Source organism: Propioniciclava sp. MC1683, from assembly GCF_014164675.1.
Taxonomy (GTDB): domain Bacteria; phylum Actinomycetota; class Actinomycetes; order Propionibacteriales; family Propionibacteriaceae; genus Propioniciclava.
Map to the genome: position 1 here is coordinate 149,503 of NZ_JACJFX010000005.1, position 21,820 is coordinate 171,322.

Consider the following 21,820-nt stretch of genomic DNA (forward strand, 5'->3'; position numbering starts at 1 on the left):
CCGTGGAGCTGCACACCACGGCCATCGGTCGAGGGACGCCGCGGGTCGCCTACCTGCATGGACTGCTGGGCCAGGGCAAGAACCTGGCCACGGTCGCCAAGGCCGTCTCGGCGTCCGACCCCGGCCTGCTGTACGACCTGCCCAACCACGGCCGCAGCCCCTGGACCGAGGGCTTCGGCTACGCCTCGATGGCGGACGCCGTGGCCGCCGACCTGCGCGACCGGCTCGGCCACGGTACCCCGGTCACCGTGCTCGGGCACTCGATGGGCGGGAAGACCGCGATGGCGCTGGCGCTGCGGCACCCCGACCTCGTCCGGGGCCTCGTGGTGGCCGACATCGCGCCCGACGACTCCTCGCACGGCTACGGCTTCCACCGCCTCATCGGCGCCCTGAAGGACCTCCCCCTCGACCGCGTGGGCAGCCGGCAGGACGCGGACGACCTGCTCGCCCCGTCCGTGCGCGACGCCGGCGTGCGTTCGTTCCTGCTGCAGAACCTGTACCGGACGCCGCAGGGCTGGGGCTGGCGCGCCAACCTGGACCTGCTGGCCGAGTCGCTGCCGTTGATCAGCGGCTGGCCCGCCGGCGTCCGGGGCACCTACGACGGGCCCGTGCTGTGGCTGCGCGGGGCCGACTCCGGGTACGTGACGGAGGAGCACGTCCCGGTCATGAAGGAGCTGTTCCCGCGCGCCCGGCTGGTGACCATCAAGAACGCCGGGCACTGGCTGCACGCCGACCAGCCCGAGGCGGTCGCCCAGTCGGTCGGGATGTTCCTGGCCAGCCTGCGGCCCCAGCTCAGCGCGTGATCAGCCGCTGACCACCGACCGGATCACGGTCGGCAGGTTGGGCTTGCCGGTGCCGTCGGGGTACTGGGCGTCGTGGCCCTGGAACGCCCGGTCGGCGATGACCTGGTTGCTGGCCTCGTCGAGGTGGCCGAACACGGTGTAGTTCGGCGGGAGCGGCGTGTCCTCGAACACGAAGAAGAACTGCGAGCCGTTGGTGTTGGGGCCGGCGTTCGCCATCGCGAGGGTGCCCGCGGGATACGTCCGCGTCTGGCCCAGCTCGTCGTCGTAGGTGTAGCCCGGGCCGCCGCGGCCGGTGCCCGTCGGGTCGCCGCACTGCAGGATGAAGATGCCCGTGGTGGACAGGCGGTGGCACTCGGAGCCGTCGTAGTAGCCCTGCGCGGCGAGGCTCTCGAAGGAGTTCACCGTGCAGGGGGCGGCCTCGCGGTCGAGCGTGGCGACGACCTTCGCGTCGCCGAGGTCGATGGTCACCGTGGCGGCGCCCTTGGCGGGGACGTCGGTGCCGTTCGGCGGGTCGACCGGCTTGGCGGGCGTGCCGCCCGGGCGGTAGGTGCAGGTGACCGTTTCGGGGCCCTCACCGGGCGCCCTGGGCGTCTGCCGGGTCTGGTTCAGCCCCTGCGGCGGGGTCGTCGCGCACCCGGCGGTCGCGAGCAGGACGAGGACGGCGGAGGCGGCGGCGAGGCGGCGAAGGATCACGGTCCCACCTCACATTAGGGTGGGTGCCATGGTCAACTTGACGCGCATCTACACCCGCACCGGCGACGCCGGGACGACCCGCCTGTCCGACATGTCGACGGCGCGGAAGACCGACCTTCGCGTCGAGGCGTACGGGCACGTGGACGAGGCGAACGCCGCCGTGGGGCTGGCCGTCACGCTGGGCGGGCTGCCCGAGGCGGTCGTTGGCGTGCTGCGCGAGGTCAGCAACGAGCTGTTCGACGTCGGGGCGGACCTGTCCAACCCGCTGGTCACCGAGCCGAAGTGGGAGCCCCTGCGCATCACGCAGGGCAGCATCGACCGGCTCGAGGCCTGGTGCGACGAGTTCTCCGAGCCCCTGCCCGACCTGGTCTCGTTCATCCTGCCCGGGGGGACGCCGGGGGCCGCGTACCTGCACCTCGCCCGGACCGTGGTCCGTCGCGCCGAGCGCGCGGGCTGGGCCGCGGCCGACGCCTACGGTCTGGAGGCCACCGACGGAGAGGAGCCCGGCGGCGTCAACGTCCTGGCGCTCACCTACCTCAACCGGCTGAGCGACCTGTTGTTCATCCTCGGGCGGGTCGCCAACGAGGGCGTGGGCGACGTGCTGTGGATCCCGGGCAAGGACCGCGAGCCGCTCGGCGAGCGCGCGCGTCGGCAGCGGGAGAAGATCGAGAGGGCCCGGGGCTAGGGGCCGCCTGGGCGTCCCGCCTCGGTCCAGGAGGAGAAGGCGGTCAGGTCCTGGCGGTCCATCGCCAGCATCGTGCCCTCGTGGGCGCCGCCCAGCTCGGTCACGACGTGGCCGTCGTAGAGCTCGGCCGCCTCGCCGGGCTCAGGGGTGCGCACGCGCAGGACCCTGGTCTCGTGCCGGTGGAAGACCACCTTCGGGCGCAACGAGAGGCTGAACACCCGGTACCACTCGAGGTCCTCGTCCCGGAAGCGGGCGACCCCGAGGGTCCAGCCGGAGGACGTGGTGCCGGTGCGCCGCAGGGAGCACTCGAAGACCCGTCCGCGCCCGGCGAGCCAGCGCCGCCGGACGATGAGCCAGACAACGGGGATGAGCAGCACCGCGGCCAGCAGACCGACCGCCATCGCGGTCCAACTCCACCAGTCGGGCACTGCTCACCCCCGCTTCGTCAGTTGCGGCCGGCCGCCTTCTGGGCGGCTCGCACCTGCGCACTGGCTCGATGGTAGTGCTGCATCGTCTCGGTGCTCACGTCACCCTCCTCGAGGGCGAGCTGGGCCTTGGCCAGCTCGCTCTCGGCCTCGGGCAGCGAGATCTCGCGAGCCATGCGTGCGTAACCGTTGAGCAGCGACACACGGTTGTCGGACACCGACATGAACCCGCCGTCGACGGCCACGACCTCACGCTTGCCCTCGGTGGTGAACACCTCGGCGGCGCCCGGGACCAGGATGCCCAGGAAGGGCTCGTGGTTCGCCATGATGCCGATGTCGCCCTCGGTCGTGCGGGCGATCACCTGCACAGCGTCGCCTTCCCAGATGAGGCCCTCGGCGCTGACGACCTCGACCCGCAACGGGGTGGAGTCGAACGCCATGCCTCAGCCCTCCTTCTGGATGCGGTCCCAGTTCTCCATGACCATGTCCATGCCACCGACGTTGAAGAAGGCCTGCTCGGCGATGTGGTCGACCTCGCCATTGCAGATCATCTTGAACGACTCGATGGTGTCGGCCAGCGGAACGGTCGAACCCTCGATCTGGGTGAACTTGGTGGCCATGTAGGTGTTCTGGCTCAGGAACTGCTGGATGCGACGGGCGCGGCCGACGACGATCTTGTCCTCCTCGGACAGCTCGTCGACACCGAGGATCGCGATGATGTCCTGCAGCTCCTTGTTGCGCTGGAGGATCTGCTTCACGCGGGTCGCCGTGTCGTAGTGGTCCTGGCCCACGTACTGCGGGTCGAGGATGCGGCTCGTCGAGGTCAGCGGGTCCACGGCCGGGTACAGACCACGCGAGGCGATGTCACGCGACAGCTCGGTCGTGGCGTCCAGGTGGGCGAACGTCGTGGCCGGGGCCGGGTCGGTGTAGTCGTCGGCGGGCACGTAGATGGCCTGCATCGAGGTGATGGAGTGACCACGCGTCGAGGTGATGCGCTCCTGCAGCTGACCCATCTCGTCGGCCAGGTTGGGCTGGTAACCCACGGCGGAGGGCATGCGACCCAGCAGGGTCGAGACCTCAGAGCCGGCCTGGGTGAACCGGAAGATGTTGTCGATGAAGAGCAGCACGTCCTGGTTCTGCACGTCGCGGAAGTACTCCGCCATCGTCAGGGCCGACAGGGCGACGCGGAGGCGGGTGCCCGGCGGCTCGTCCATCTGGCCGAAGACCAGGGCGGTGTCCTTCATGACGCCGGCCTCGATCATCTCGTGGATCAGGTCGTTGCCCTCACGGGTGCGCTCCCCCACGCCTGCGAACACCGAGGTGCCACCGAAGTTGTGGGCGATGCGGAAGATCATCTCCTGGATGAGGACGGTCTTGCCGACGCCAGCGCCGCCGAACAGGCCGATCTTGCCACCCTTGACGTACGGGGTCAGCAGGTCGAGCACCTTGATGCCGGTCTCCAGCATCTCGGTCTTGGGCTCGAGGTCCTCGAACTTCGGGGCCGGGCGGTGGATCGGCCAGCGCTCGTTGATCTCGACGCCGGAGATGTCCTCGTTGAGGCAGTCACCGGTCACGTTCCAGACGCGGCCCTTCGTGACGTCACCCACGGGCACGGAGATCGGGGCGCCGGTGTCGACGACCTCGGTCCCGCGGCGCATGCCGTCGGTGGGCTTCAGGGAGATGGCGCGGACGATGTTGTCGCCGACGTGCAGCGCGACCTCGGCCGTGATCTCACGGGAGAGCTCGCCGGCGTCGATCTTGATCTTCACCGCGTTCATGATGCCGGGCATCTGGTCGGCGGGGAACTCGACGTCCACCACCGGGCCGATGACACGCGCAACGCGGCCGACACCGGTCGTGGTGGGGTTCTCAGCAGTCAGGGTCATGGTTGCCTCTCTCGCCTTTAGTGCTCGGCGCTCGCCTCGGCGAGCGCGCTGGCGCCACCGACGATCTCGGTAATTTCCTGGGTGATCTCGGCCTGGCGCGCCTGGTTCGCCTCGCGCGTCAGGGACTCGATGAGTTGCTGTGCGTTGTCGGTGGCCGACTTCATGGCGCGCTGCTGGCTCGCCAGGATCGACGCCGCCGTCTGCAGCAGGTAGAACCACACGCGGCTGCGCACGTACAGCGGCATGAGCTCGTCCAGCACCGTCTCGGGGTCGGGCTCGAACTCGTACTGGGGGATGTGGTCGAGCTCACCGAGCTCGGCCACACCCTCGACGACCTCCATCGGCAGCAGCCGGCGGACGCGCGGGGTCTGGGTCAGCATCGACTCCATGCGGGTGTAGACCGCGTGGATCTCGTCGACCCCGCCCTCCTCGTACGGCGTGAGGAAGTCCTCGATCAGCACGTCGGCGATCTCGTGGGCGTTCGCGAACGTCGGCGCGTCGCTGAAGCCCTCCCACGTGCGGACCATCTCGATCTGGCGGAACTTCATGTACGCCATGCCCTTGCGGCCCACGACGTAGCGCTTGACCTCCATGCCCTGGTCCTCCAGGCGCGTGCGCATCTGCGCCGCCACCTTGAGGACGTTGGAGTTGAAGGCACCGTTCATGCCGCGGTCGGACGTGAACACCACGAGCGCCGCGCGACGGGGCTTCTCGACCTGCGTCGTCAGCGGGTGGTCCAGGTTGCGGGTGTGCGTCGCCAGTGCCGACACCGCGCGGTTGAGTTCGCGGGTGTACGGCAGCGCACGACGCGCAGCCTGCTGGGCCCGGATCACCTTCGACGCAGCGATCAGCTCCATCGCCTTGGTGATCTTCTTCGTCGCCGTCACCGACTTCCGTCGCTGGCGGAGCTCTCTCAGACTCGAAGCCATGTCAGCGCTTCTGGACCACGATCTTCTCGGCGTCGACGTCGTCTTCGCCCAGGGACTTGGACTCGCCCTCGCCCACCGGGGCCTGCTGCGACGAGGTCTTGAACTGCTGCTTGACCTTGCCGATCTCGGCCACGACGGCGTTGGCGGTGTCGTCGTCCCACTTCTGGGTCTCGGCGATGGTGGCCAGGATCGGCGTGTTGCGGCGCAGGTGCTCCAGCAGCTCGGACTCGAAGCGCAGGACGTCCTCGACGGGGATGTCGTCGAAGTGGCCGTTGGTGCCGGCCCACACGGAGACGACCTGGTCCTCGACCGGGTACGGCTGGTACTGGCCCTGGCGCAGCAGCTCGGTGAGGCGGGCGCCCCGGTCGAGCTGGCGGCGGGAGGCCGCGTCGAGGTCGGACGCGAACATCGCGAACGCCTGCATGTCGCGGTACTGGGCCAGGCCGATCTTCAGCGTTCCGGCGACACCCTTCATGGCCTTGATCTGCGCGGCACCACCGACGCGGGACACGGAGATACCGACGTCGATCGCGGGGCGCTGGTTGGCGTTGAAGAGGTCGGACTGCAGGAAGATCTGGCCGTCGGTGATCGAGATCACGTTGGTCGGGATGTACGCCGACACGTCGTTGGCCTTCGTCTCGATGATCGGCAGGCCGGTCATCGAACCGCCACCCAGCTCGTCGGAGAGCTTGGCGCAGCGCTCCAGCAGGCGGGAGTGGAGGTAGAAGACGTCACCGGGGTACGCCTCGCGGCCCGGGGGACGACGCAGCAGCAGCGACATGGCGCGGTAGGCCTCGGCCTGCTTGGTCAGGTCGTCGAAGATGATCAGGACGTGCTTGCCCTGGTACATCCAGTGCTGGCCGATCGCGGAACCCGAGTAGGGCGCGATGTACTTGAAGCCGGCGGGGTCGGACGCCGGGGCGTGCACGATGGTGGTGTACTCCATCGCGCCGGCCTCCTCCAGCGTCTTGCGCAGCGCGGCGATGGTCGAGCCCTTCTGGCCGACCGCGACGTAGATGCAGCGCACCTGCTTCGTGGGGTCGCCGGAGGCCCAGTTGGCCTTCTGGTTGATGATCGTGTCGATCGCGATGGCCGTCTTGCCGGTCTTGCGGTCGCCGATGATCAGCTGGCGCTGGCCGCGGCCGATCGGGATCATCGCGTCGATGGCCTTCAGGCCGGTCTGCAGCGGCTCGCGGACCTCCTGGCGGTCCATGACGCCGGCGGCCTGGAGCTCGAGCGTGCGGCGCTCGGGGATGTCGGTGAGCTCGCCGAGGCCGTCGATGGGGTTGCCCATCGCGTCGACCGTGCGGCCGAGGTAGCCGTCGCCCACCGGGACGGAGAGGACCTCGCCGGTGCGGCGCACCTGCGAACCCTCCTCGATGCCCTCGGAGTCGCCGAGCACGACGACACCGATCTCGCGGACGTCCAGGTTGAGGGCGATGCCGAGCGTGCCGTTGGCGAACTCGAGCAGCTCGTTGGCCATGGCCGAGGGCAGGCCCTCGACGCGGGCGATGCCGTCACCCGAAGTCACGACGGTGCCGACCTCCTCGCGGGTGGAGGTGTCCGGCGTGTAGTTGGAGACAAACCGGTCAAGGGCGTCCCGAATCTCGTCGGGACGAATGGTCAGATCCGCCATGTCGAATGCGTTCCTTCGCTGCTTCGCTGCTTGCTTGAAATCAGGTCTGGGTTGGCCCTCAGGCCAGCTTGCGCTGCGCGTCGGTCAGACGCCCAGCAACCGTGCCCTCGATGACCTCGTCACCCAGGGACACACGGACACCGCCTACGACGGTGGGGTCGATCACCACGCGCACGTTGACCTCACGACCCACCTGGCGGGAGAGGGCGGCCCGGAGGCGCTCCTCCTGCTCGGGGGCGAGGGGCTGTGCCACGGTGACGGTCGCCACCGCGCGCTCGCGCAGTTCTGCTGCTGCCTTGAGGTAGCCCTCGACCGTGAGGTCGAAGGTCCGCTGGCGTGCCGCGACCGCTCGCTTCGCGAGGCGGGCCACGCTCGGGAGCACCTTGCCCGACAGGAGGCCGGCGAGGAGTTCCTCACGGCCCTCGATCGGGGCTCGGCGGTCCCCCAGCGCACGACGCAGCTCGGGGTTGGCGTCGACCAGTCGCTCGACCTTGAAGAGCTGGTCCTCCAGCTCGTCGAGCCGGCCGGCGTCCTGCGCGGTGCGGAGCAGGGCGCGGACGCCCTGGCGCTCCAGCGCCGCGACGAAGGAGCCCGCCGTGCCCCAGCGGGCACGGGCAGCCTCCGTCAGGACGGCCACCGCAGCCCCGCTCACGCGGTCCCCGAACAGCGACTGCGTGAGCTGGGAGCGCACCTCGTCCGGCGTGGACGGGTCGGTCAGCGCACGGCGGAGGGAGGGCTGGGCGCCCACGGCCTCCACGACGGCGAACAGCTCGTCGGCCAGGGCCTCGGAAGCGGGTTGCCTGTCCAGGACACCGTCCAGGGCCTTCAGTCGGGACTCGGCGGCTGCGCTCATGCCTGCTCCACCGGCTGGGACTCGAGGTCGGCGATGAAGCGGTCCACCGTGCGGCGGGCGCGAGCGTCGTCATCGAGGGACTCGCCCACGATGCGGCCGGCCAGGGTCGTGGCCAGACCACCGATCTCGGTGCGGAGCGAGCTCACCGCGGCGGCGCGCTCGGCCTCGATCTGCGCCTTGGCGTTGGCGAGGAGGCGGCTGCTCTCCTCGGTCGCCTGCTGGCGCATGTCGGCCACGATCGCGGCGCCCTGGGTCTTGGCCTCCTCGCGGATGCGCGAGGCCTCCTCCCGTGCCGTGGCGAGCTGGGCCTTGTACTCCTCCAGGGCGGCAGCGGCTTCGGCCTGGGCGGCCTCCGCCTTCTGGATCCCACCCTGGATGGCGGCCGTGCGCTCGGCGTACGTCTTCTCGAACATCGGCACGACCACCTTCCACATCACCGCGAGGATGATGGCGAAGAGGATCAGGCCGACGAAGAGCTCCTCGATGTGCTCCGGGAGGAGCGGACCAAGAGGAGATTCACCTGCGAGGGGCAGCATGTGTCAACCCTCAGGTCAGCTGAGCACGAAGGCGAGGGCGATGCCGATGATGGCGAGCGCCTCGACCACGGCGAAGCCGATCCACGCGGTGCCCATCATGGCGCCACGGGCCTCGGGCTGACGCGCGGTGCCGTTGATGACCGACGCGAAGATCCAGGCCACACCGAGGGCCGGGCCGAGGGTCGCCAGCGCGTAGCCGATCATGTTGATCGAGCCGTTGATCTCCAGGAGGGAGAGGAGCATGGTTCGTTCCTTTCGGATGGTTTCTTTCTGACGAAAGCTCTGGTGGTTTAGTGGTCTTCGGCGATGGCCGAGGACACGTACTGGGCGGTCAGGACGGTGAAGATGTAGGCCTGGATCGAGCCGACCAGCAGCTCGAGGGCGAAGATCGCGAAGCTGAACAGGATCGAGACCACGCCGGCGACGTTGAGCAGCGGGATCGGGAAGCCGCCGAGGTTCTCGGTGGCGGTCAGCAGGAGCGTGCCACCGACGACGAACACCACGATGACGAGGTGGCCGGCGAACAGGTTGGCGAAGAGACGCAGGCCCAGCGTGAGCGGCCGGACGATGATGTTGGAGAGGAACTCCAGCGGGATGATCAGGGGCCACAGGAACTTCGGGACGCCGGCCGGGAGGGTGGCGTGCTTGAGGTAACCGAAGAGGCCGTGCTTCTTGATGCCCGCACCGTTGTAGACGACCCATGCGACGAGGGCCAGGCCCCAGGCGAAGCCGATCTTGGAGAAGGTCGGGAACATGAAGAGGAAGAACTGCCCGAAGAGGTTGTTCACCAGGATGAAGGAGAACAGCGTCAGCAGCAGGGGCAGGTACTTGCGGAACTCGGGCCCGAGGATGTCACGGGCGATGCCGTTGCGGACGAAGTCGTACACGAACTCGCCGACGGCCTGCTTCTTGCCGGGGACGATCGACTGGCCCCGCGCCATCCACAGCCAGAAGCCGATCACCAGGATCGCACCGATGACCGCCTGCGCGGCGTGGTTGGTCAGCCAGCCGGACTCGACGCCCGGGAAGAGGTAGCGCGAGCCGAAACTGTGCTCGCCGGGAGGCCAGGACGCCTCTCCCTCCAGCGGAAGGATCAGCCCGTTGAGCCCACCCATTGCGCCTCCTTGCATCAACCTTCGCTGGACATGCTCCCGAGGATTTCGAGCATTCCTCGGGGTGCGGTCAGGACTCTAGCAACGCCTTTGCCGCGGAGTCACATTCAACTTCGCCGTGAGATCTCCGACGGTTCGTCGTAGACGAGCACCCGCATGCGGGAGAACCGCCACAGCTCCAGGGCCAGCCAGCCCATCACCGTGGCGATGGTCGAGACGAACAGGGCGACCGGGTCGAGCCACGCCCAGCGCTCGGCGTTGGCGAGCACGGCGGCCAGCCCCAGCCCCAGGAGGCTGACGCGGGTCACGTAGGAGGCGAACCAGGCGAACAGCACGACCTTGGGCGAGGCGTCCGCCACCGCGAGCTGGACGCCGAGCGCGATCGTGTAGAAGGCGATCGTCACCGCCGCGCCGATGGCCGCGGTGGCGGCCGACTGCGTGCCGCCGAGCGCCAGGAACAGCCCCACCACCGTGAGTGCGGCCACGTGGCCGCCCACGAGCCCGGCGACGAGCAGCTCCTGCGCGCGGCGGGTGTTCTCGCTGATCGGACGCCGCGGCGCTCGCTCACGCATGTCCCACGCTCCTGTCCCGGTTGCGGAAGGTGAGGGCGGCCGCGACGGCCAGCCCGACGGGGAGCACCAGCCACGCCCACCAGGCGTCGGTGATCCCGATCAGCACGACGCCGAAGGCGATGACCGCCGACCACAGCCACAGCAGGGCCACGGCGACCCGGTGGGAGTGGCCCAGCTCCAGCATCCGGTGGTGCAGGTGCTGCTTGTCGGCCTGGTACCAGAGCCGGCCCGCGAGCGTCCGGCGCACGTAGGCGCTCACCAGGTCGATGAACGGCAGGGCCATCGCGGCCAGGGGCAGGAGGAGGGGAAGGTATGAGGAGATGAGCGCTCCCCCGCTGGCGTTGAGCCGCGAGGGGTCGAGCTGGCCGGTGAGGCTGATCATCGACGTGGCCAGCAGGAAGCCCAGCAGCATCGAGCCCGAGTCGCCCATGAACATGCGCGCGCGATGGATGTTGTGGGGCAGGAAGCCCAGGCACACCCCGACGAGCGCCACGGTGAGCAGCGAGGCCGTGGTGGCACGGACGAGCTCCTGCTCGTAGCTGAGCAGGTAGGCGTACACGAAGAAGGCGCCCGCACCGATGCCGACGACCCCGGCGGCGAGCCCGTCCAGCCCGTCCATGAAGTTGATCGCGTTGACGCAGACGAGGATGACGAACACCGCCACCGCGGTGGCGGCGACGTTGTCGAGGGCGATGATCCGGTCCGGCAGCGGGATCCAGTAGAACTTCACCCCGTTGAGCACCACGATGCCCGCGGCCAGCGTCTGGCCGGCGAACTTGGGGATCGCCCCCAGCTCGAACATGTCGTCGACGACGCCGACCGTGCAGATCAGCACGGACGCCCAGAACACGGCCCACGCGTCGCGCTGGACGAGCTCAAAGCGGCCGAGCCAGGGCAGGTTCGTGGCCAGGATGAGCGCCGCGGTGGTGCCCGCGAGCATCGCGACCCCGCCGAAGTACGGGATCGGGGTGGTGTGCACGTCGCGGTCGCGGACGAGGGCGACGGCGTTGTAGCGGAACGCCAGCCGGCGCGCGAGGCTGGCCCCGACGTAGGTCACGCCGGCGGCCACCAGCAGCACCAGCAGGTACTCGCGCACCTCAGTCCTCGATCAACCCGGGGACGGCCTCGTTGAGCTGGGCGGAGGTGATCCGGCCCTCGCGCAGGACCCGGGCCCGGGGGCCGGTCAGGTCCACGATCGTCGAGGGGACGGGCCCGCCCATCTCCCCCGCGTCGAGGTACACCGAGCAGGAGTCCCCCAGCTGGGCGACGGCGGCGTCGACGGTGAGCGCGGGCTCCTCGCCGTGCACGTTGGCGCTGCTCACCGCGAGGGGCCCCGTCCGGCGCAACAGCTCACGGGTGAAGTCGTGGTCCGGGACCCGCACCGCGATGGTCGCGCCCCGCTCCCCCAGGTCCATCCGCAGGGTCTCGCGCGCGTTGAGCACGACGGTCAGGGCGCCGGGCCAGAAGGCGGCGGCCAGGCCGTCGAGGCGCTCGTCCGTGCCGGTCGCCAGCGCGCGGACCATCCCGACCTCGGCGACGAGCACCGGCGGGGGGAAGTCGCGGCCGCGCCGCTTGGCGTCCAGCAGGCGCTGCACGGCCGCGCCCGACGTCGCCTGTGCCCCGACCCCGTACACGGTGTCGGTCGGCAGGACGATCACCTCGCCCGCCGCCACCGCGGCCGTGGCCGCGGCGTGGGCCGCCTCGGCGTCGGCGATGTCGATGACAGTGTGGTTCACGCGCCCATCCTGCCACCCCGCCGGGCGGTCACGAACCGGGGCCGGTCCGTGAGGTCGCGGTGGTCGGCCACGTGCGTGAAGGACCCCTGCCGCACGAACACCTCCGGGGCCGAGGCCTCCTGCACCTCGGCGTGCTCGGCGCACACCCAGCCGCCGGGCCGGAGCAGGCGGGCGGCCACGTCGGCGACGACGCGCATGGCGTCCAGCCCGTCGGCGCCCGACACCAGCGCCAGCGCAGGGTCGAAGTCGCGCACCTCGGCGGGCACGTCGGCCCAGTGGTCCAGCGGCACGTAGGGAGGGTTGGCCACGACCAGGTCGACGGTCCCGTCGAGGTCGGCGAAGGCGTCCGCCATGTCCCCCAGCCGCGCGTCGACGCCGAGGCCGGCCAGGTTGCGCTCGAGGTAGGCGAAGGCGTCCGAGGACAGCTCGACGCAGTGGTACGTGGCCGCGGCGCCGAACTCGGTGGCCAGCGCCTTGGTGATGGCCCCCGATCCGGCGCACAGCTCGACGACGAACGGCGCGTCGACCTCGGCCATCCGCTCCAGCGCCCAGCCCGTCATCACCTCGGTCTCGGGGCGCGGGATGAACACCCCGGGGCCGACCTCGAGGTCGACCGTGCGGAACGGGGCGGTGCCCGTCACGTGCTGCAGGGGCTCGCCGGCCTCCCGGCGCGCCACCAGCCCCTCGAGGCGGGCGACGGTCGCGGCGTCCGGCGGGTCGGCCACCAGCAGGCGGGACAGGTCGGTGCCCAGGACGTGGGCGAGGAGGATGCGCGCCTCGTGGGCCGGGACCCGGCGGGACAGCCGCGCGACGAGGGCCGAGACCGACTCAGGCACCGGCGGCACCGAGGCGCTCGGCCAGGTCCGCGGCCTGCAGGGCCTCGACGACCCCGGACATGTCGCCGCCGAGCACGGCGTCGAGGTTGTGCGCCTTGTAGCCGATGCGGTGGTCGGCGATGCGGTTCTCGGGGAAGTTGTAGGTGCGGATCCGCTCGGAGCGGTCGACCGTGCGCACCTGCGACTTGCGGGCACTGGACGCCTCGGCCGCGGCCTGCTCCTCGGCCAGGGCGGCGAGGCGCGCCTTGAGGATGCGCAGGGCGGAGGCCTTGTTCTGCAGCTGGCTGCGCTCGTTCTGGCAGGTCACCACCAGTCCGGTGGGCAGGTGGGTCAGGCGCACGGCGGAGTCGGTGGTGTTCACACCTTGGCCGCCCTTGCCGGAGCTGCGGTAGACGTCGACGCGCAGGTCGTCCTCGGAGACCTCGACGTCGGCGTCGTCCTCGACGTCGGGCATCACCAGCACACCGGCGGCCGACGTGTGGATGCGGCCCTGGGTCTCGGTGACCGGGACGCGCTGCACGCGGTGGACCCCACCCTCGAACTTGAGCACGCCGTAGGGCGAGTCGTCGGGTCCCGCGCTCGCGCTCCCCTTCACCGCCATGGTGAGCGACTTGATGCCGCCCAGGTCGGTCTCGGTGGAGTCGAGGACCTCGACCTTCCAGCCACGCTGCTCGGCGTACTTGCTGTACATCCGGAACAGGTCGCCGGCGAACAGGGCCGACTCCTCGCCGCCCTCGCCCGACTTGATCTCCAGCAGCGCGTCGAGGGAGTCGTGCGGGTCGCGGGGGGCCAACATCTCGGCGAGGCGCGTGGAGGACTCCCCCAGCCGCGCCTCCAGGTCGACGGCCTCCTCGGCGAACGCCGGGTCGTCGGCGGCCAGCTCGCGCGCGGCCTCGAGGTCGGCTGTCAGCGTGTCGTGCTCGGCCAGGGCGCGCACGATGGGCGTGAGCTCGGAGTAGCGCCGCCCGACGCGGCGCGACAGGGCCATGTCGGAGTGCGTGGCCGGGTCGGCCATCTGCGCCTCGAGCGAGGCGTACTCCTCGCGCAGCGCGTCCGCGTTGGTGAACATCGAGGGCTCCTGCTCCGCCGTGGGTGGTCTGGCAAACACGACGCCGGGTGCCAGCTCGTGCTGGCACCCGGCGTGCGGATGGACTAGTTGCCCTTCTTGGCGCCGTAGCGCTTCTCGAAGCGGGCGACGCGACCACCGGTGTCGAGGATCTTCTGCTTGCCCGTGTAGAAGGGGTGGCACTCGGCGCAGACCTCGGCGCGGATGGTGCCGCCCTTGGCGGTCGAGTGGGTGGTGAACGTGTTGCCACAGGTGCAGCTGACCTGGGTCTCCACGTAGTCCGGGTGGATGCCCTGCTTCATGAACGTCTCCTTGCGATGGTGTCGTACCGGGTCGCCGAACGGGATTGACCGGGCCATGGGGCCCTGGGCGTGAACCGGCACCGAGGATCAAGTATGCCGCACGCGCGCCCGTCGCCCAAATGCGCGGCCGGCGTGCCGTCAGGCGGCCGTCTCGGTGACCCGCGCCACGTGCAGCGCGAGGTAGGAGACCTCGTCGTCGGTGAGCGGCGAGCCCAGCCGCAGCTCCACGATGGACGCCAGCCGCTCGGCGCACGCGACGGCCCGGGGGTAGGCCGCGCGGATGGCGCCGCCCACCGGGGAGTGCTGCTGGTCGAGCTGCTCGTGCTGCTCGATCCGGACGAACAGGTAGCGCAGGTGGGTCACGAACCGCCCGACGCTCACGCACCCCGGGTCGAGCTCGAGGCCGTAGGACTGGCCGATGACGTCCATCATCTGCTGGATGACGCCGGTCATCGTGTAGGTCCACGACAGGTCCCCGGACGCGAAGCCCGCGTTGACCAGGTGGAGGGCCAGCGCGACGGCCTCTGCGTCCGGGAGCGGTTCGTCGCTGCGCGCGTTGATCGCGGCGAGCAGCGCGCGGGCCTGCGCGTACTCCCCCGCGTACAGGTTCTTCACCTCGGCGACCACGGGGTACTCCACGGCCACGCCCAGGCGCTGGCGGCGCAGGGCGAAGCTGACGTGGTCGGCGAGGGCGATGACGAGGGTCGGGCTGGCGGACGCCCTGGCGTCCAGCCCGGCCTCGGCCAGGGCCTCCCCGACCAGCTGGACGTGCTCGGGCGGGATGCCTGCCAGGAGCTCGGCCAGGTGGTCGGGGTCGCGGCCGTCGGCCGGGATGAAGGTGCGCGTCACCAGCGTCGGGTCGACGGTCCGTCCCGGCCGGGCCTGGAAGCCCAGGCCCCGGCCGGTCAGGATCACCTCCCGACCCGCGTCGTCCCGGGCGAGGACGACGTTGTTGTTGAAGACGCGCAGGATCTCCACGTCAGCGGGTGACCTCGATGACGGGCTCGCCGGGCGCGACGTCCGAACCGGTGATCGGGGTCACCGAGGCCATGGCCTTGGTGTTGGTGACGACCACGATCGTGGTGGTGTCGTAGCCGGCCTCGCGGATGCCGTCGAGGTTCACGTCGGCGAGCAGGTCGCCGGCCTCCACGCGCTGTCCCTTGGTCACGGCCACGTCGAAATGTTCCCCCTTCAGGCGCACGGTGTCGATCCCCACGTGCACGAGGACCTCCACGCCGTCGTCGGTCTTGATGCCGAACGCGTGCCCACTCTTGGGGACGGTGACCAGCGTGCCGGTGACCGGCGCGGTGACCCGGCCGGCGGTCGGGACGACGCCCACGCCCTCGCCGAGCGCGCGGGAGGAGAAGACCTTGTCCTCCACGTCGTCGAGGCTGACCACGCGGCCGGCCATCGGGGAGCCGACGACCGCGGTCGCGACCAGCGTCGCGGTGGCGGCGGGGGCAGCAGCCGCCGCGGTGGCGGTGGACGTCGCGGCGACCGGGGCGGCGGTGGCCAGGGCGAGGTCGGCCTCGGCCTGCTCGCGGGCGGCGAGCGCCTCGGCCTTCTGCTCGGGCGTGCGGTAGTCGGAGATGATGACCAGCACCATGGCGACGAAGAACGCGATGGCGATGGAGACCACGTAGATCCAGATCGGGTTGAAGACCGGGATCGTCAGCAGCGAGGTGAAGGCGAACGCGCCGGTGGTGACGCCGCGGACGTCGCCGGAGGTGAACAGCGTGCCGAGGATGCCGATGGTGAGGCCGCCGGCGAGGCAGCCGACCAGCATGCGCGGGTAGATCCGCTTGAAGCGCAGGTGGATGCCGTACAGGGAGGGCTCGGAGATGCCGCCGAAGAGGCCCGCGGCGAGGGCGCCGGTGGCGGTCTGGCGCATGACGGTGTCCTTGTCACGCATCGACAGGAACAGGACGCCGGCGGTCGCGCCGAAGCAGGCGAAGTTCCACGCGCCCATGGGGCCCTGGATGAAGTCGTAGCCCAGCGTCTGGATGTTGGCCAGCATGAGGGCGTTCAGCGGCCAGTGCAGGCCGAGCGGGACGAGGAAGGGGTAGATCAGCGGGATGATGATCGCGAACACCATCGGGGCCGAGGTGTTGAGCCACGCGAGGCCCGCGCCGAGGCCGGTGCCCAGCCAGATGCCCAGCGGGCCGATCAGGAATGCGGTGAGCGGGATCATGACCAGCATCGACAGGAACGGCACGAAGACCATCTGCACGTTCTCGGGGAAGACCTTCTTCAGGAACCGGTAGACCAGCGCGAGGATCGCGACCATCATCAGCGGCACGAACACCTGGCCGCCGTACCCGTTCAGCTGCATCGGCAGGCCGAAGATCGTGGCGACGCACGACTCGGTGCCCAGGGTGGGGTTGGTGGTGCAGGTCGTACCCGGGAACTTCGCCGTGTCGGTGAGGCTCATGAACTCGGGGGTGAACAGGGCGGCCATGATGGTCGCGCCCAGCCACGGGTCGACGTCGAGCTTCTTGGCGGCGTTGTAGGCGACCATGATCGGCAGGAAGTAGAGGACGGCGCGCCACATGGCGTCCCAGAAGATCCAGGTCGCACCGGCCTCGGCGGCGCGGTCGACGCCCTGGAAGGGGACGATGCCGAGGGCGTCCAGCACGGCCGCGATCGCGATGATGAGCGAGCCGCCCAGCAGCACGCCCAGCAGCGGGCGGAAGCTGTCGGACAGGTACTCGAAGAACGCGTCCACCCAGGCGACCTTGCCGCGCGCCTTGGCGCGGGCGGCGGCCTTGACGTCGGCGTCGCTGAGCGCACCCTTGGCGCCGCGCATGTCCGGCAGGTTCATGATCGCGTTGTAGACCGTCTGGACGCCGCCGCCGATGACGACCTGGTAGCGGTCGCCGCTCTGCGGCACGGCGCCGAGGACGCCGTCGATGGACTCGACCGCGGGCTGGCTGATGCCCGCGGCGTCCCTCAGCTCGAAGCGCAGCCGGGTCGCGCAGTGGGTGAGGCTGATGATGTTCTCGGGCCCACCGACGGCGGAGACGATCTGCTCGGCCGTGGAACCCTGTGTCGTTGACTGCATGGGACTTCCTTGTCGTTAGGCACCCCCCAGAACGCAAAAAAGACCTGAGACACGCGAGTGTCTCAGGTCTCGCCCCTGACGGGTAACAACCCTGATGAGCTTGAACTCGTGAGCCACGATAGACCGCGGCCCCGGGTTGTGCAAGCCCCGCCGGGGGCCCGGCCGGGAGCTAGTCCTGGCTGGGCGTGGTGCGGCTGATGACGTGGAGGAACTCGAGGTTCGTCTGCGTCTTCTTGAGGCGGTTGATCAGCATCTCCAGGGCGGCCTGGTCGTCGAGGCCGGACAGCACGCGGCGGAGCTTCCACATGATCGCGAGCTCCTCGCGGGTCATGAGCTGCTCCTCGCGGCGGGTGCCGGAGGCGACCGCGTCGATGGCCGGGAAGATGCGCTTGTCGGCCATCTCGCGGCGCAGGCGCAGCTCCATGTTACCGGTGCCCTTGAACTCCTCGAAGATCACCTCGTCCATCTTCGAGCCGGTCTCGACCAGCGCGGTGGCGAGGATGGTCAGGGATCCGCCGTTCTCGACGTTGCGCGCGGCACCGAAGAACTTCTTCGGCGGGTAGAGCGCCGCGGAGTCGACACCACCGGACAGGATGCGGCCGGACGCCGGGGCGGCCAGGTTGTAGGCCCGCGAGAGGCGGGTGATGCCGTCCAGCAGCACGACCACGTCGTGGCCCAGCTCGACCAGGCGCTTGGCCCGCTCGATGGCCAGCTCGGCGACCGTGGTGTGGTCGTCGGCCGGGCGGTCGAACGTGGACGCGATGACCTCGCCCTTGACCGAGCGCTGGAAGTCGGTGACCTCCTCAGGACGCTCGTCGACGAGGACCACCATGAGGTGCACCTCGGGGTTGTTCTGCGAGATCGCGTTCGCGATGGCCTGCATGACCATCGTCTTGCCCGCCTTGGGCGGGGACACGATCAGGCCGCGCTGGCCCTTGCCGATGGGCGCGACCAGGTCGATGATCCGCCCGGTCATGTTGGTCGGCGTCGTCTCGAGGCGGAACCGCTCCTGCGGGTACAGGGGGGTCAGCTTGTTGAACTCGGGGCGTCCCTTCGCCTGCTCGGGGTCGGTGCCGTTGATCGTCTCGACGCGGACGAGCGGGTTGTACTTCTGCCGCTCCCCCTCGCGCTGGGCGCGCATGACGCCGGTCACGATGTCGCCCTTGCGGAGGCCCCACTTCTTGACCATCGACAGCGACACGTACGCGTCGTTGGTGCTGGGCAGGTACCCCTGCGTGCGCACGAAGGCGTAGTTGTCGAGGACGTCGAGGATGCCGGAGATCGGGGTCAGCACGTCGTCGTCGGTGACGGTCGGCTCGGCCTCCATGCGGCCGATGTCGACGCCCTGGCCGCCACGGTTGGTGCGCTGGCGGTTGTTGCGGTCACGGTTGCGGCGCCGGCGGTTGCGGCGGCCGCCCCCAGCCTCGTCGTCCTCGTAGCGCTGGGGCTGGTTGTTCTGCTGCGGCGCGCGGGCCTCGGCCTGCTCGGCGCCGCCCGAGGGTGCCTCGTCGGCCGGCGCCTGACGCGCCTGCTCGGTGTCACCGCCCGCACCACCGTCGCGGTTGCGGTTGCGGTTGCGCTGGCGACGGCCCGGCTCGGCGGCCAGCGCCTCGAGGCGCGAGGCCACGTCGTCGTTGTCGGACGCCGCGGGTGCGGGGGCCGACGCCGCGGGGGCCGCGGCGGGCAGGGCCTCCTGCGGCGCCTGCTCGGGCGCGCCCTCGGGGCGGGCCGCGCGGCGGCGGGCGGTGCGCTGCGGCTGCTCGCCGGCGGAGGCGGGCGCGCTGGGGGCACCGTTGCCCTGCTGGGCACGGATGGCTGCGACGAGCTCCGCCTTGCGCAGGCCGGCGGACTTCACGCCGAGCGAGCTGGCGACCTTCTTGAGGTCGGGCAGGAGCATCGAGTCGATGTTGGTCACGAATGTCCTTCCGAGCACCGGCGTGGCACGCCGGGCCAGGTGGGGGTTGCCACCTTGAGTGATGGGAGGGTCAGATCCTGCACCGCGTCATGGTCGGTCGCACCCGATCTGGGGGGCTGCGCGCGAATGCGCTGGTGACTATGCTAGCACGGCACCCCGGAGCGGCCGCGAACCGGACACCCCCGCGTGCGATACTGGGTCGCTGTCGCACACCCGAGAGGAGGGGCCGGTGCCCTGGTCCGCGGCCGTCCCCGCCGTCCTCGTCGCCCTGGTGGCCCTGTACTGGCCGGCCCCGGCGCTGTTCGCCGCGCTCCGCCTCCCCCCGCTCGCCTCGGCCGCCCTCGCGCCCCCCGTGGCGGTCCTCGTGCTGTCGGTGAGCGCGATCCTGGCCGATGTCGCCGGCGGTCTCTGGGGCTGGCCCTGGGTGCTCGGCGTCGCCGTCCTGCTGCTCGGCGGGGTCGTGGGCGGCCGGATCCTCGTGCGTCGGGGTCGTCCCCCCGCCGAGGCCGCGCCCCCGAGCAGGTCGCCCCGGATCCTGCTCGCGTACCTCGCCGGGATCGGGGTCGCGGGGATCGCGATGGGCGGGCTCGTGCTCGACGCGCTGGTCTCCCCGGAGTCCTTCTCGCAACGCCACGACAACGTCTTCCACCTCAACACGACGCACCTGGTCGCCTCCGGGCACGCGTCGCCCTTCGCCCTGGCACCGGTCACCACCAACTCCTTCTACCCGGCCGCCTGGCACGACTGGGCCGGGCTCGTCATGCAGCTCAGCGGCACCGACGCCCTCGTCGCCAGCCAGGCGTGCACCCTCGCGATCGTCTTCCTCGTGTGGCCCCTGTCGGTGGCCTGGCTGGTCGAGGTGGTCGTCCGGCCCGGCACCGCGGGGCGGCTCCTCGTGGGCGTCCTCGCCCTCTCCTCGGTGTCGTTCCCCCTCACGCTGGCCGGCTGGGGCACCCTGTACCCCAACCTCTTGGGCATCGCGCTGGCGCCGGTCCTGTTCACCGTCGTCTGGGACGCGCTCGGGCGCGACGACCACCCGGTCCTGGGCCTGGGCAGCGCCGTCACGATGGCGGCCCTGACCGGCGCCGCGGTCGCCCTGGCCCACCCGAACGCCGCCCTGTCCGTGGGCCTGTTCCTGTTCCCGGTCGCGATCGCCGCGGTCTGGCCCTTGGTGCGCCGGGGCGACCTCCGCGCGGTCCGGGGCTCCGTGGTGTGGACCCTGACGGTGGCGGCGGGCTTCCTCGTCGCCTTCCCCGTGGCCTGGTACGTGCTGGGGGACGCCATCGCCGCCGGGTCGGTGCGCGACCCGTTCCTGGAGCGGGGCCGCGCGCTGGGCGAGGTGGTCGCCGGCACGTCCATCGGCCGCCCCCCGGTCCCCTCGCTCGCGATCGGCCTGGTGGCGGGCCTGCTCGTGCTGGTCGCCACCGCGCGCCTGCGCCCGCTGTTGGCGTCCTTCGCGCTGGTCTCGACGGCCTACGTCGCCTCGGTGGCCCTCGAGACGAGCCCGCTCCCCCTGCTGCTCACCGCGCCCTACTACACCGACCCCTACCGGATCGCGGCCGTGGCGACGGTGCTGGTCGTCCCGATCGCCGTGCTCGGCTGGGACTCCGTGGCCCGGTGGTTCGCCGAGCACCTGCCCATGCGGGTGGGCGTCGTGGTCGCCATGGCGCTGGCGGCCGCCCTGCTGGCCACGGCGGTCGCCTCGGACGGGATGCGCGGGCTCCGCGACGAGGTGCGCAAGCGCTTCGTCGCCGACTCCACGGCCTGGTTGCTGACCCCGGACGAGCGGGCGCTGATCGAGCGGCTGCCGGACACGACCCCGGACGACGCCGTGCTGGTGGTCAACCCCAGCCAGGGCGGCAGCCTCGCCTACGCGATCGCGGACCGGCGGGTCACGCACTACTACATGAACGCCCCCGTGACGCCGGCCGCGGAGTACCTGGCCCTGCACCTGCGCGACGCGGCCACGGACCCGGCCGTGTGCGCCGCCGTCGCCGAGACCGGCGCACACCACGCGCTGGCCCTGGAGCCCTTCGAGATCGAGGGCGTGTACGAGTCCGAGACCTCGCACCCGGGACTGCACGGGCTCGACGCCGCGCCGGGGTTCGAGGTCGTCGACTCACAGGGGGCCGCGACCCTCTACCGGGTCACCGCCTGCGACTGATCAGCCGACCCGCTCGGCCGCGCCGGTGAACTCGGCGCGCAGGGCGTCGTAGTCGCGGGCGACCGGGTACTGCGGGAACTCGGCCACCACGTTGTCGGGCGGACTGAACAGGATGCCGGCCTCGGCCTGCCCGAGCATGCCGGTGTCGTTGTAGGAGTCGCCGGTCGCCACGACCCTGAGGTTCAGCGACTGCAGCGCGGCCACGGCCTTGGTCTTCTGGTCGGGCTGGCGCAGGTGGTAGTCGACGATGCGGTCGTCGGCGACCTCGAGGTTGTGGCAGAACAGGGTCGGGTACCCCAGCTGGGCCATCAGCGGCATACCGAACTGGTAGAAGGTGTCCGACAGGATGACCACCTGGAAGCGCTCGCGGAGCCAGTCGAGGAACGCGGCGGCGCCGGGCAGCGGCCCCATGCCGGCGATGACCTCCTGGATCTGGGACAGCCGGATGCCGTGGCGGTCCAGCACCTGGAGGCGGTGGGTCATCAGCTCGTCGTAGTCGGCGATGTCGCGCGTGGTGAGGCGCAGGTCGTCGATGCCGGTGCGCTCGGCGACGTTGATCCAGATCTCGGGGACGAGCACGCCCTCGAGGTCGAGGCAGGCGACCAGCACG

23 protein-coding genes are annotated in these 21,820 nt (G+C 70.8%); 3 read left to right on the forward strand and 20 right to left on the reverse strand.

Annotated elements, in window-relative coordinates; genetic code table 11:
* Positions 1-2: 2 nt before the first annotated feature.
* Complete coding sequence (locus tag H5397_RS04780) at positions 3-803, forward strand: alpha/beta fold hydrolase (RefSeq protein ID WP_182815190.1); 801 nt, start codon at positions 3-5, stop codon at positions 801-803.
* On the opposite strand, the gene H5397_RS04785 is transcribed toward H5397_RS04780, so the two are convergent.
* Complete coding sequence (locus tag H5397_RS04785) at positions 804-1,496, reverse strand: peptidylprolyl isomerase (protein WP_182815192.1); 693 nt, start codon at positions 1,494-1,496, stop codon at positions 804-806.
* Positions 1,497-1,524: 28 nt separating this feature from the next.
* Between H5397_RS04785 and H5397_RS04790 the strand changes: the two genes are divergently transcribed.
* Complete coding sequence (locus tag H5397_RS04790) at positions 1,525-2,181, forward strand: cob(I)yrinic acid a,c-diamide adenosyltransferase (RefSeq protein WP_182815194.1); 657 nt, start codon at positions 1,525-1,527, stop codon at positions 2,179-2,181.
* On the opposite strand, the gene H5397_RS04795 is transcribed toward H5397_RS04790, so the two are convergent.
* The 18 genes from H5397_RS04795 to rho all read right to left on the reverse strand — a co-directional run bounded on the left by H5397_RS04795 (position 2,178) and on the right by rho (position 19,046).
* Positions 2,178-2,582: a DUF2550 domain-containing protein gene (locus tag H5397_RS04795; RefSeq protein WP_182815196.1), complete on the reverse strand. Its 405-nt coding sequence runs from the start codon at positions 2,580-2,582 to the stop codon at positions 2,178-2,180. The genes H5397_RS04790 and H5397_RS04795 overlap by 4 nt on opposite strands.
* Before the next feature lie 44 nt (positions 2,583-2,626).
* Complete coding sequence (locus H5397_RS04800) at positions 2,627-3,046, reverse strand: F0F1 ATP synthase subunit epsilon (protein WP_182815198.1); 420 nt, start codon at positions 3,044-3,046, stop codon at positions 2,627-2,629.
* Positions 3,047-3,049: 3 nt separating this feature from the next.
* Positions 3,050-4,492 carry a F0F1 ATP synthase subunit beta gene (gene atpD / locus H5397_RS04805; protein WP_182815200.1) on the reverse strand — a complete coding sequence of 481 codons (1,443 nt, stop codon included), beginning with the start codon at positions 4,490-4,492 and terminating at the stop codon, positions 3,050-3,052.
* Positions 4,493-4,509: 17 nt separating this feature from the next.
* A complete protein-coding gene (locus H5397_RS04810; protein WP_182815201.1) occupies positions 4,510-5,421 on the reverse strand; it encodes a F0F1 ATP synthase subunit gamma in 912 nt (303 codons plus the stop codon).
* A gap of 1 nt (position 5,422) precedes the next feature.
* Positions 5,423-7,057 (reverse strand): F0F1 ATP synthase subunit alpha, encoded by a 1,635-nt coding sequence (gene atpA, locus H5397_RS04815; RefSeq protein ID WP_182815203.1) that lies wholly within the window; start codon positions 7,055-7,057, stop codon positions 5,423-5,425.
* A 58-nt stretch (positions 7,058-7,115) separates the two neighbouring features.
* A complete protein-coding gene (locus H5397_RS04820) occupies positions 7,116-7,910 on the reverse strand; it encodes a F0F1 ATP synthase subunit delta (RefSeq protein ID WP_182815205.1) in 795 nt (264 codons plus the stop codon).
* Positions 7,907-8,446, reverse strand: coding sequence for a F0F1 ATP synthase subunit B (locus tag H5397_RS04825; RefSeq protein ID WP_182815207.1), 540 nt, complete (start codon positions 8,444-8,446; stop codon positions 7,907-7,909). Before H5397_RS04825 ends, H5397_RS04820 begins: the two co-directional genes overlap by 4 nt.
* A gap of 15 nt (positions 8,447-8,461) precedes the next feature.
* A complete protein-coding gene (locus tag H5397_RS04830; protein WP_131168042.1) occupies positions 8,462-8,689 on the reverse strand; it encodes an ATP synthase F0 subunit C in 228 nt (75 codons plus the stop codon).
* A 47-nt stretch (positions 8,690-8,736) separates the two neighbouring features.
* Positions 8,737-9,561, reverse strand: coding sequence for a F0F1 ATP synthase subunit A (atpB, locus tag H5397_RS04835; RefSeq protein WP_182815209.1), 825 nt, complete (start codon positions 9,559-9,561; stop codon positions 8,737-8,739).
* 104 nt (positions 9,562-9,665) lie between these two features.
* Positions 9,666-10,130, reverse strand: a complete 465-nt coding sequence (locus tag H5397_RS04840; RefSeq protein ID WP_182815211.1) for a hypothetical protein — start codon at positions 10,128-10,130, stop codon at positions 9,666-9,668.
* Complete coding sequence (locus tag H5397_RS04845; RefSeq protein ID WP_182815213.1) at positions 10,123-11,226, reverse strand: glycosyltransferase family 4 protein; 1,104 nt, start codon at positions 11,224-11,226, stop codon at positions 10,123-10,125. The genes H5397_RS04840 and H5397_RS04845 overlap by 8 nt, the downstream gene beginning before the upstream one ends.
* Position 11,227: 1 nt before the next feature.
* Positions 11,228-11,866 carry an L-threonylcarbamoyladenylate synthase gene (locus H5397_RS04850; protein ID WP_182815215.1) on the reverse strand — a complete coding sequence of 213 codons (639 nt, stop codon included), beginning with the start codon at positions 11,864-11,866 and terminating at the stop codon, positions 11,228-11,230.
* Entirely contained in the window at positions 11,863-12,702 is an 840-nt protein-coding gene (prmC, locus tag H5397_RS04855; protein ID WP_182815216.1) for a peptide chain release factor N(5)-glutamine methyltransferase, read from the reverse strand. Before prmC ends, H5397_RS04850 begins: the two co-directional genes overlap by 4 nt.
* Complete coding sequence (prfA, locus tag H5397_RS04860; protein WP_182815218.1) at positions 12,695-13,771, reverse strand: peptide chain release factor 1; 1,077 nt, start codon at positions 13,769-13,771, stop codon at positions 12,695-12,697. The genes prmC and prfA overlap by 8 nt, the downstream gene beginning before the upstream one ends.
* An 83-nt stretch (positions 13,772-13,854) precedes the next feature.
* Positions 13,855-14,070, reverse strand: coding sequence for a 50S ribosomal protein L31 (rpmE, locus tag H5397_RS04865; protein WP_182815220.1), 216 nt, complete (start codon positions 14,068-14,070; stop codon positions 13,855-13,857).
* Positions 14,071-14,208: 138 nt separating this feature from the next.
* On the reverse strand, positions 14,209-15,048 hold the full coding sequence (locus H5397_RS04870; RefSeq protein ID WP_182815222.1) for a PRD domain-containing protein: 840 nt from the start codon (positions 15,046-15,048) through the stop codon (positions 14,209-14,211).
* Position 15,049: 1 nt separating this feature from the next.
* The gene (locus tag H5397_RS04875; protein ID WP_182815224.1) at positions 15,050-17,131 is read right to left on the reverse strand and encodes a glucose PTS transporter subunit IIA; all 2,082 of its coding nucleotides are present in this window, start codon (positions 17,129-17,131) and stop codon (positions 15,050-15,052) included.
* 169 nt (positions 17,132-17,300) lie between these two features.
* Positions 17,301-19,046 carry a transcription termination factor Rho gene (gene rho, locus H5397_RS04880; RefSeq protein WP_309224277.1) on the reverse strand — a complete coding sequence of 582 codons (1,746 nt, stop codon included), beginning with the start codon at positions 19,044-19,046 and terminating at the stop codon, positions 17,301-17,303.
* A 229-nt stretch (positions 19,047-19,275) separates the two neighbouring features.
* Here rho and H5397_RS04885 point away from each other — a divergent pair, with 229 nt between their 5' ends.
* Complete coding sequence (locus H5397_RS04885) at positions 19,276-21,210, forward strand: DUF6541 family protein (protein WP_182815226.1); 1,935 nt, start codon at positions 19,276-19,278, stop codon at positions 21,208-21,210.
* On the opposite strand, the gene thrH is transcribed toward H5397_RS04885, so the two are convergent.
* Positions 21,211-21,819: a bifunctional phosphoserine phosphatase/homoserine phosphotransferase ThrH gene (gene thrH / locus H5397_RS04890; RefSeq protein ID WP_182815228.1), complete on the reverse strand. Its 609-nt coding sequence runs from the start codon at positions 21,817-21,819 to the stop codon at positions 21,211-21,213.
* Position 21,820: the final 1 nt, after the last annotated feature.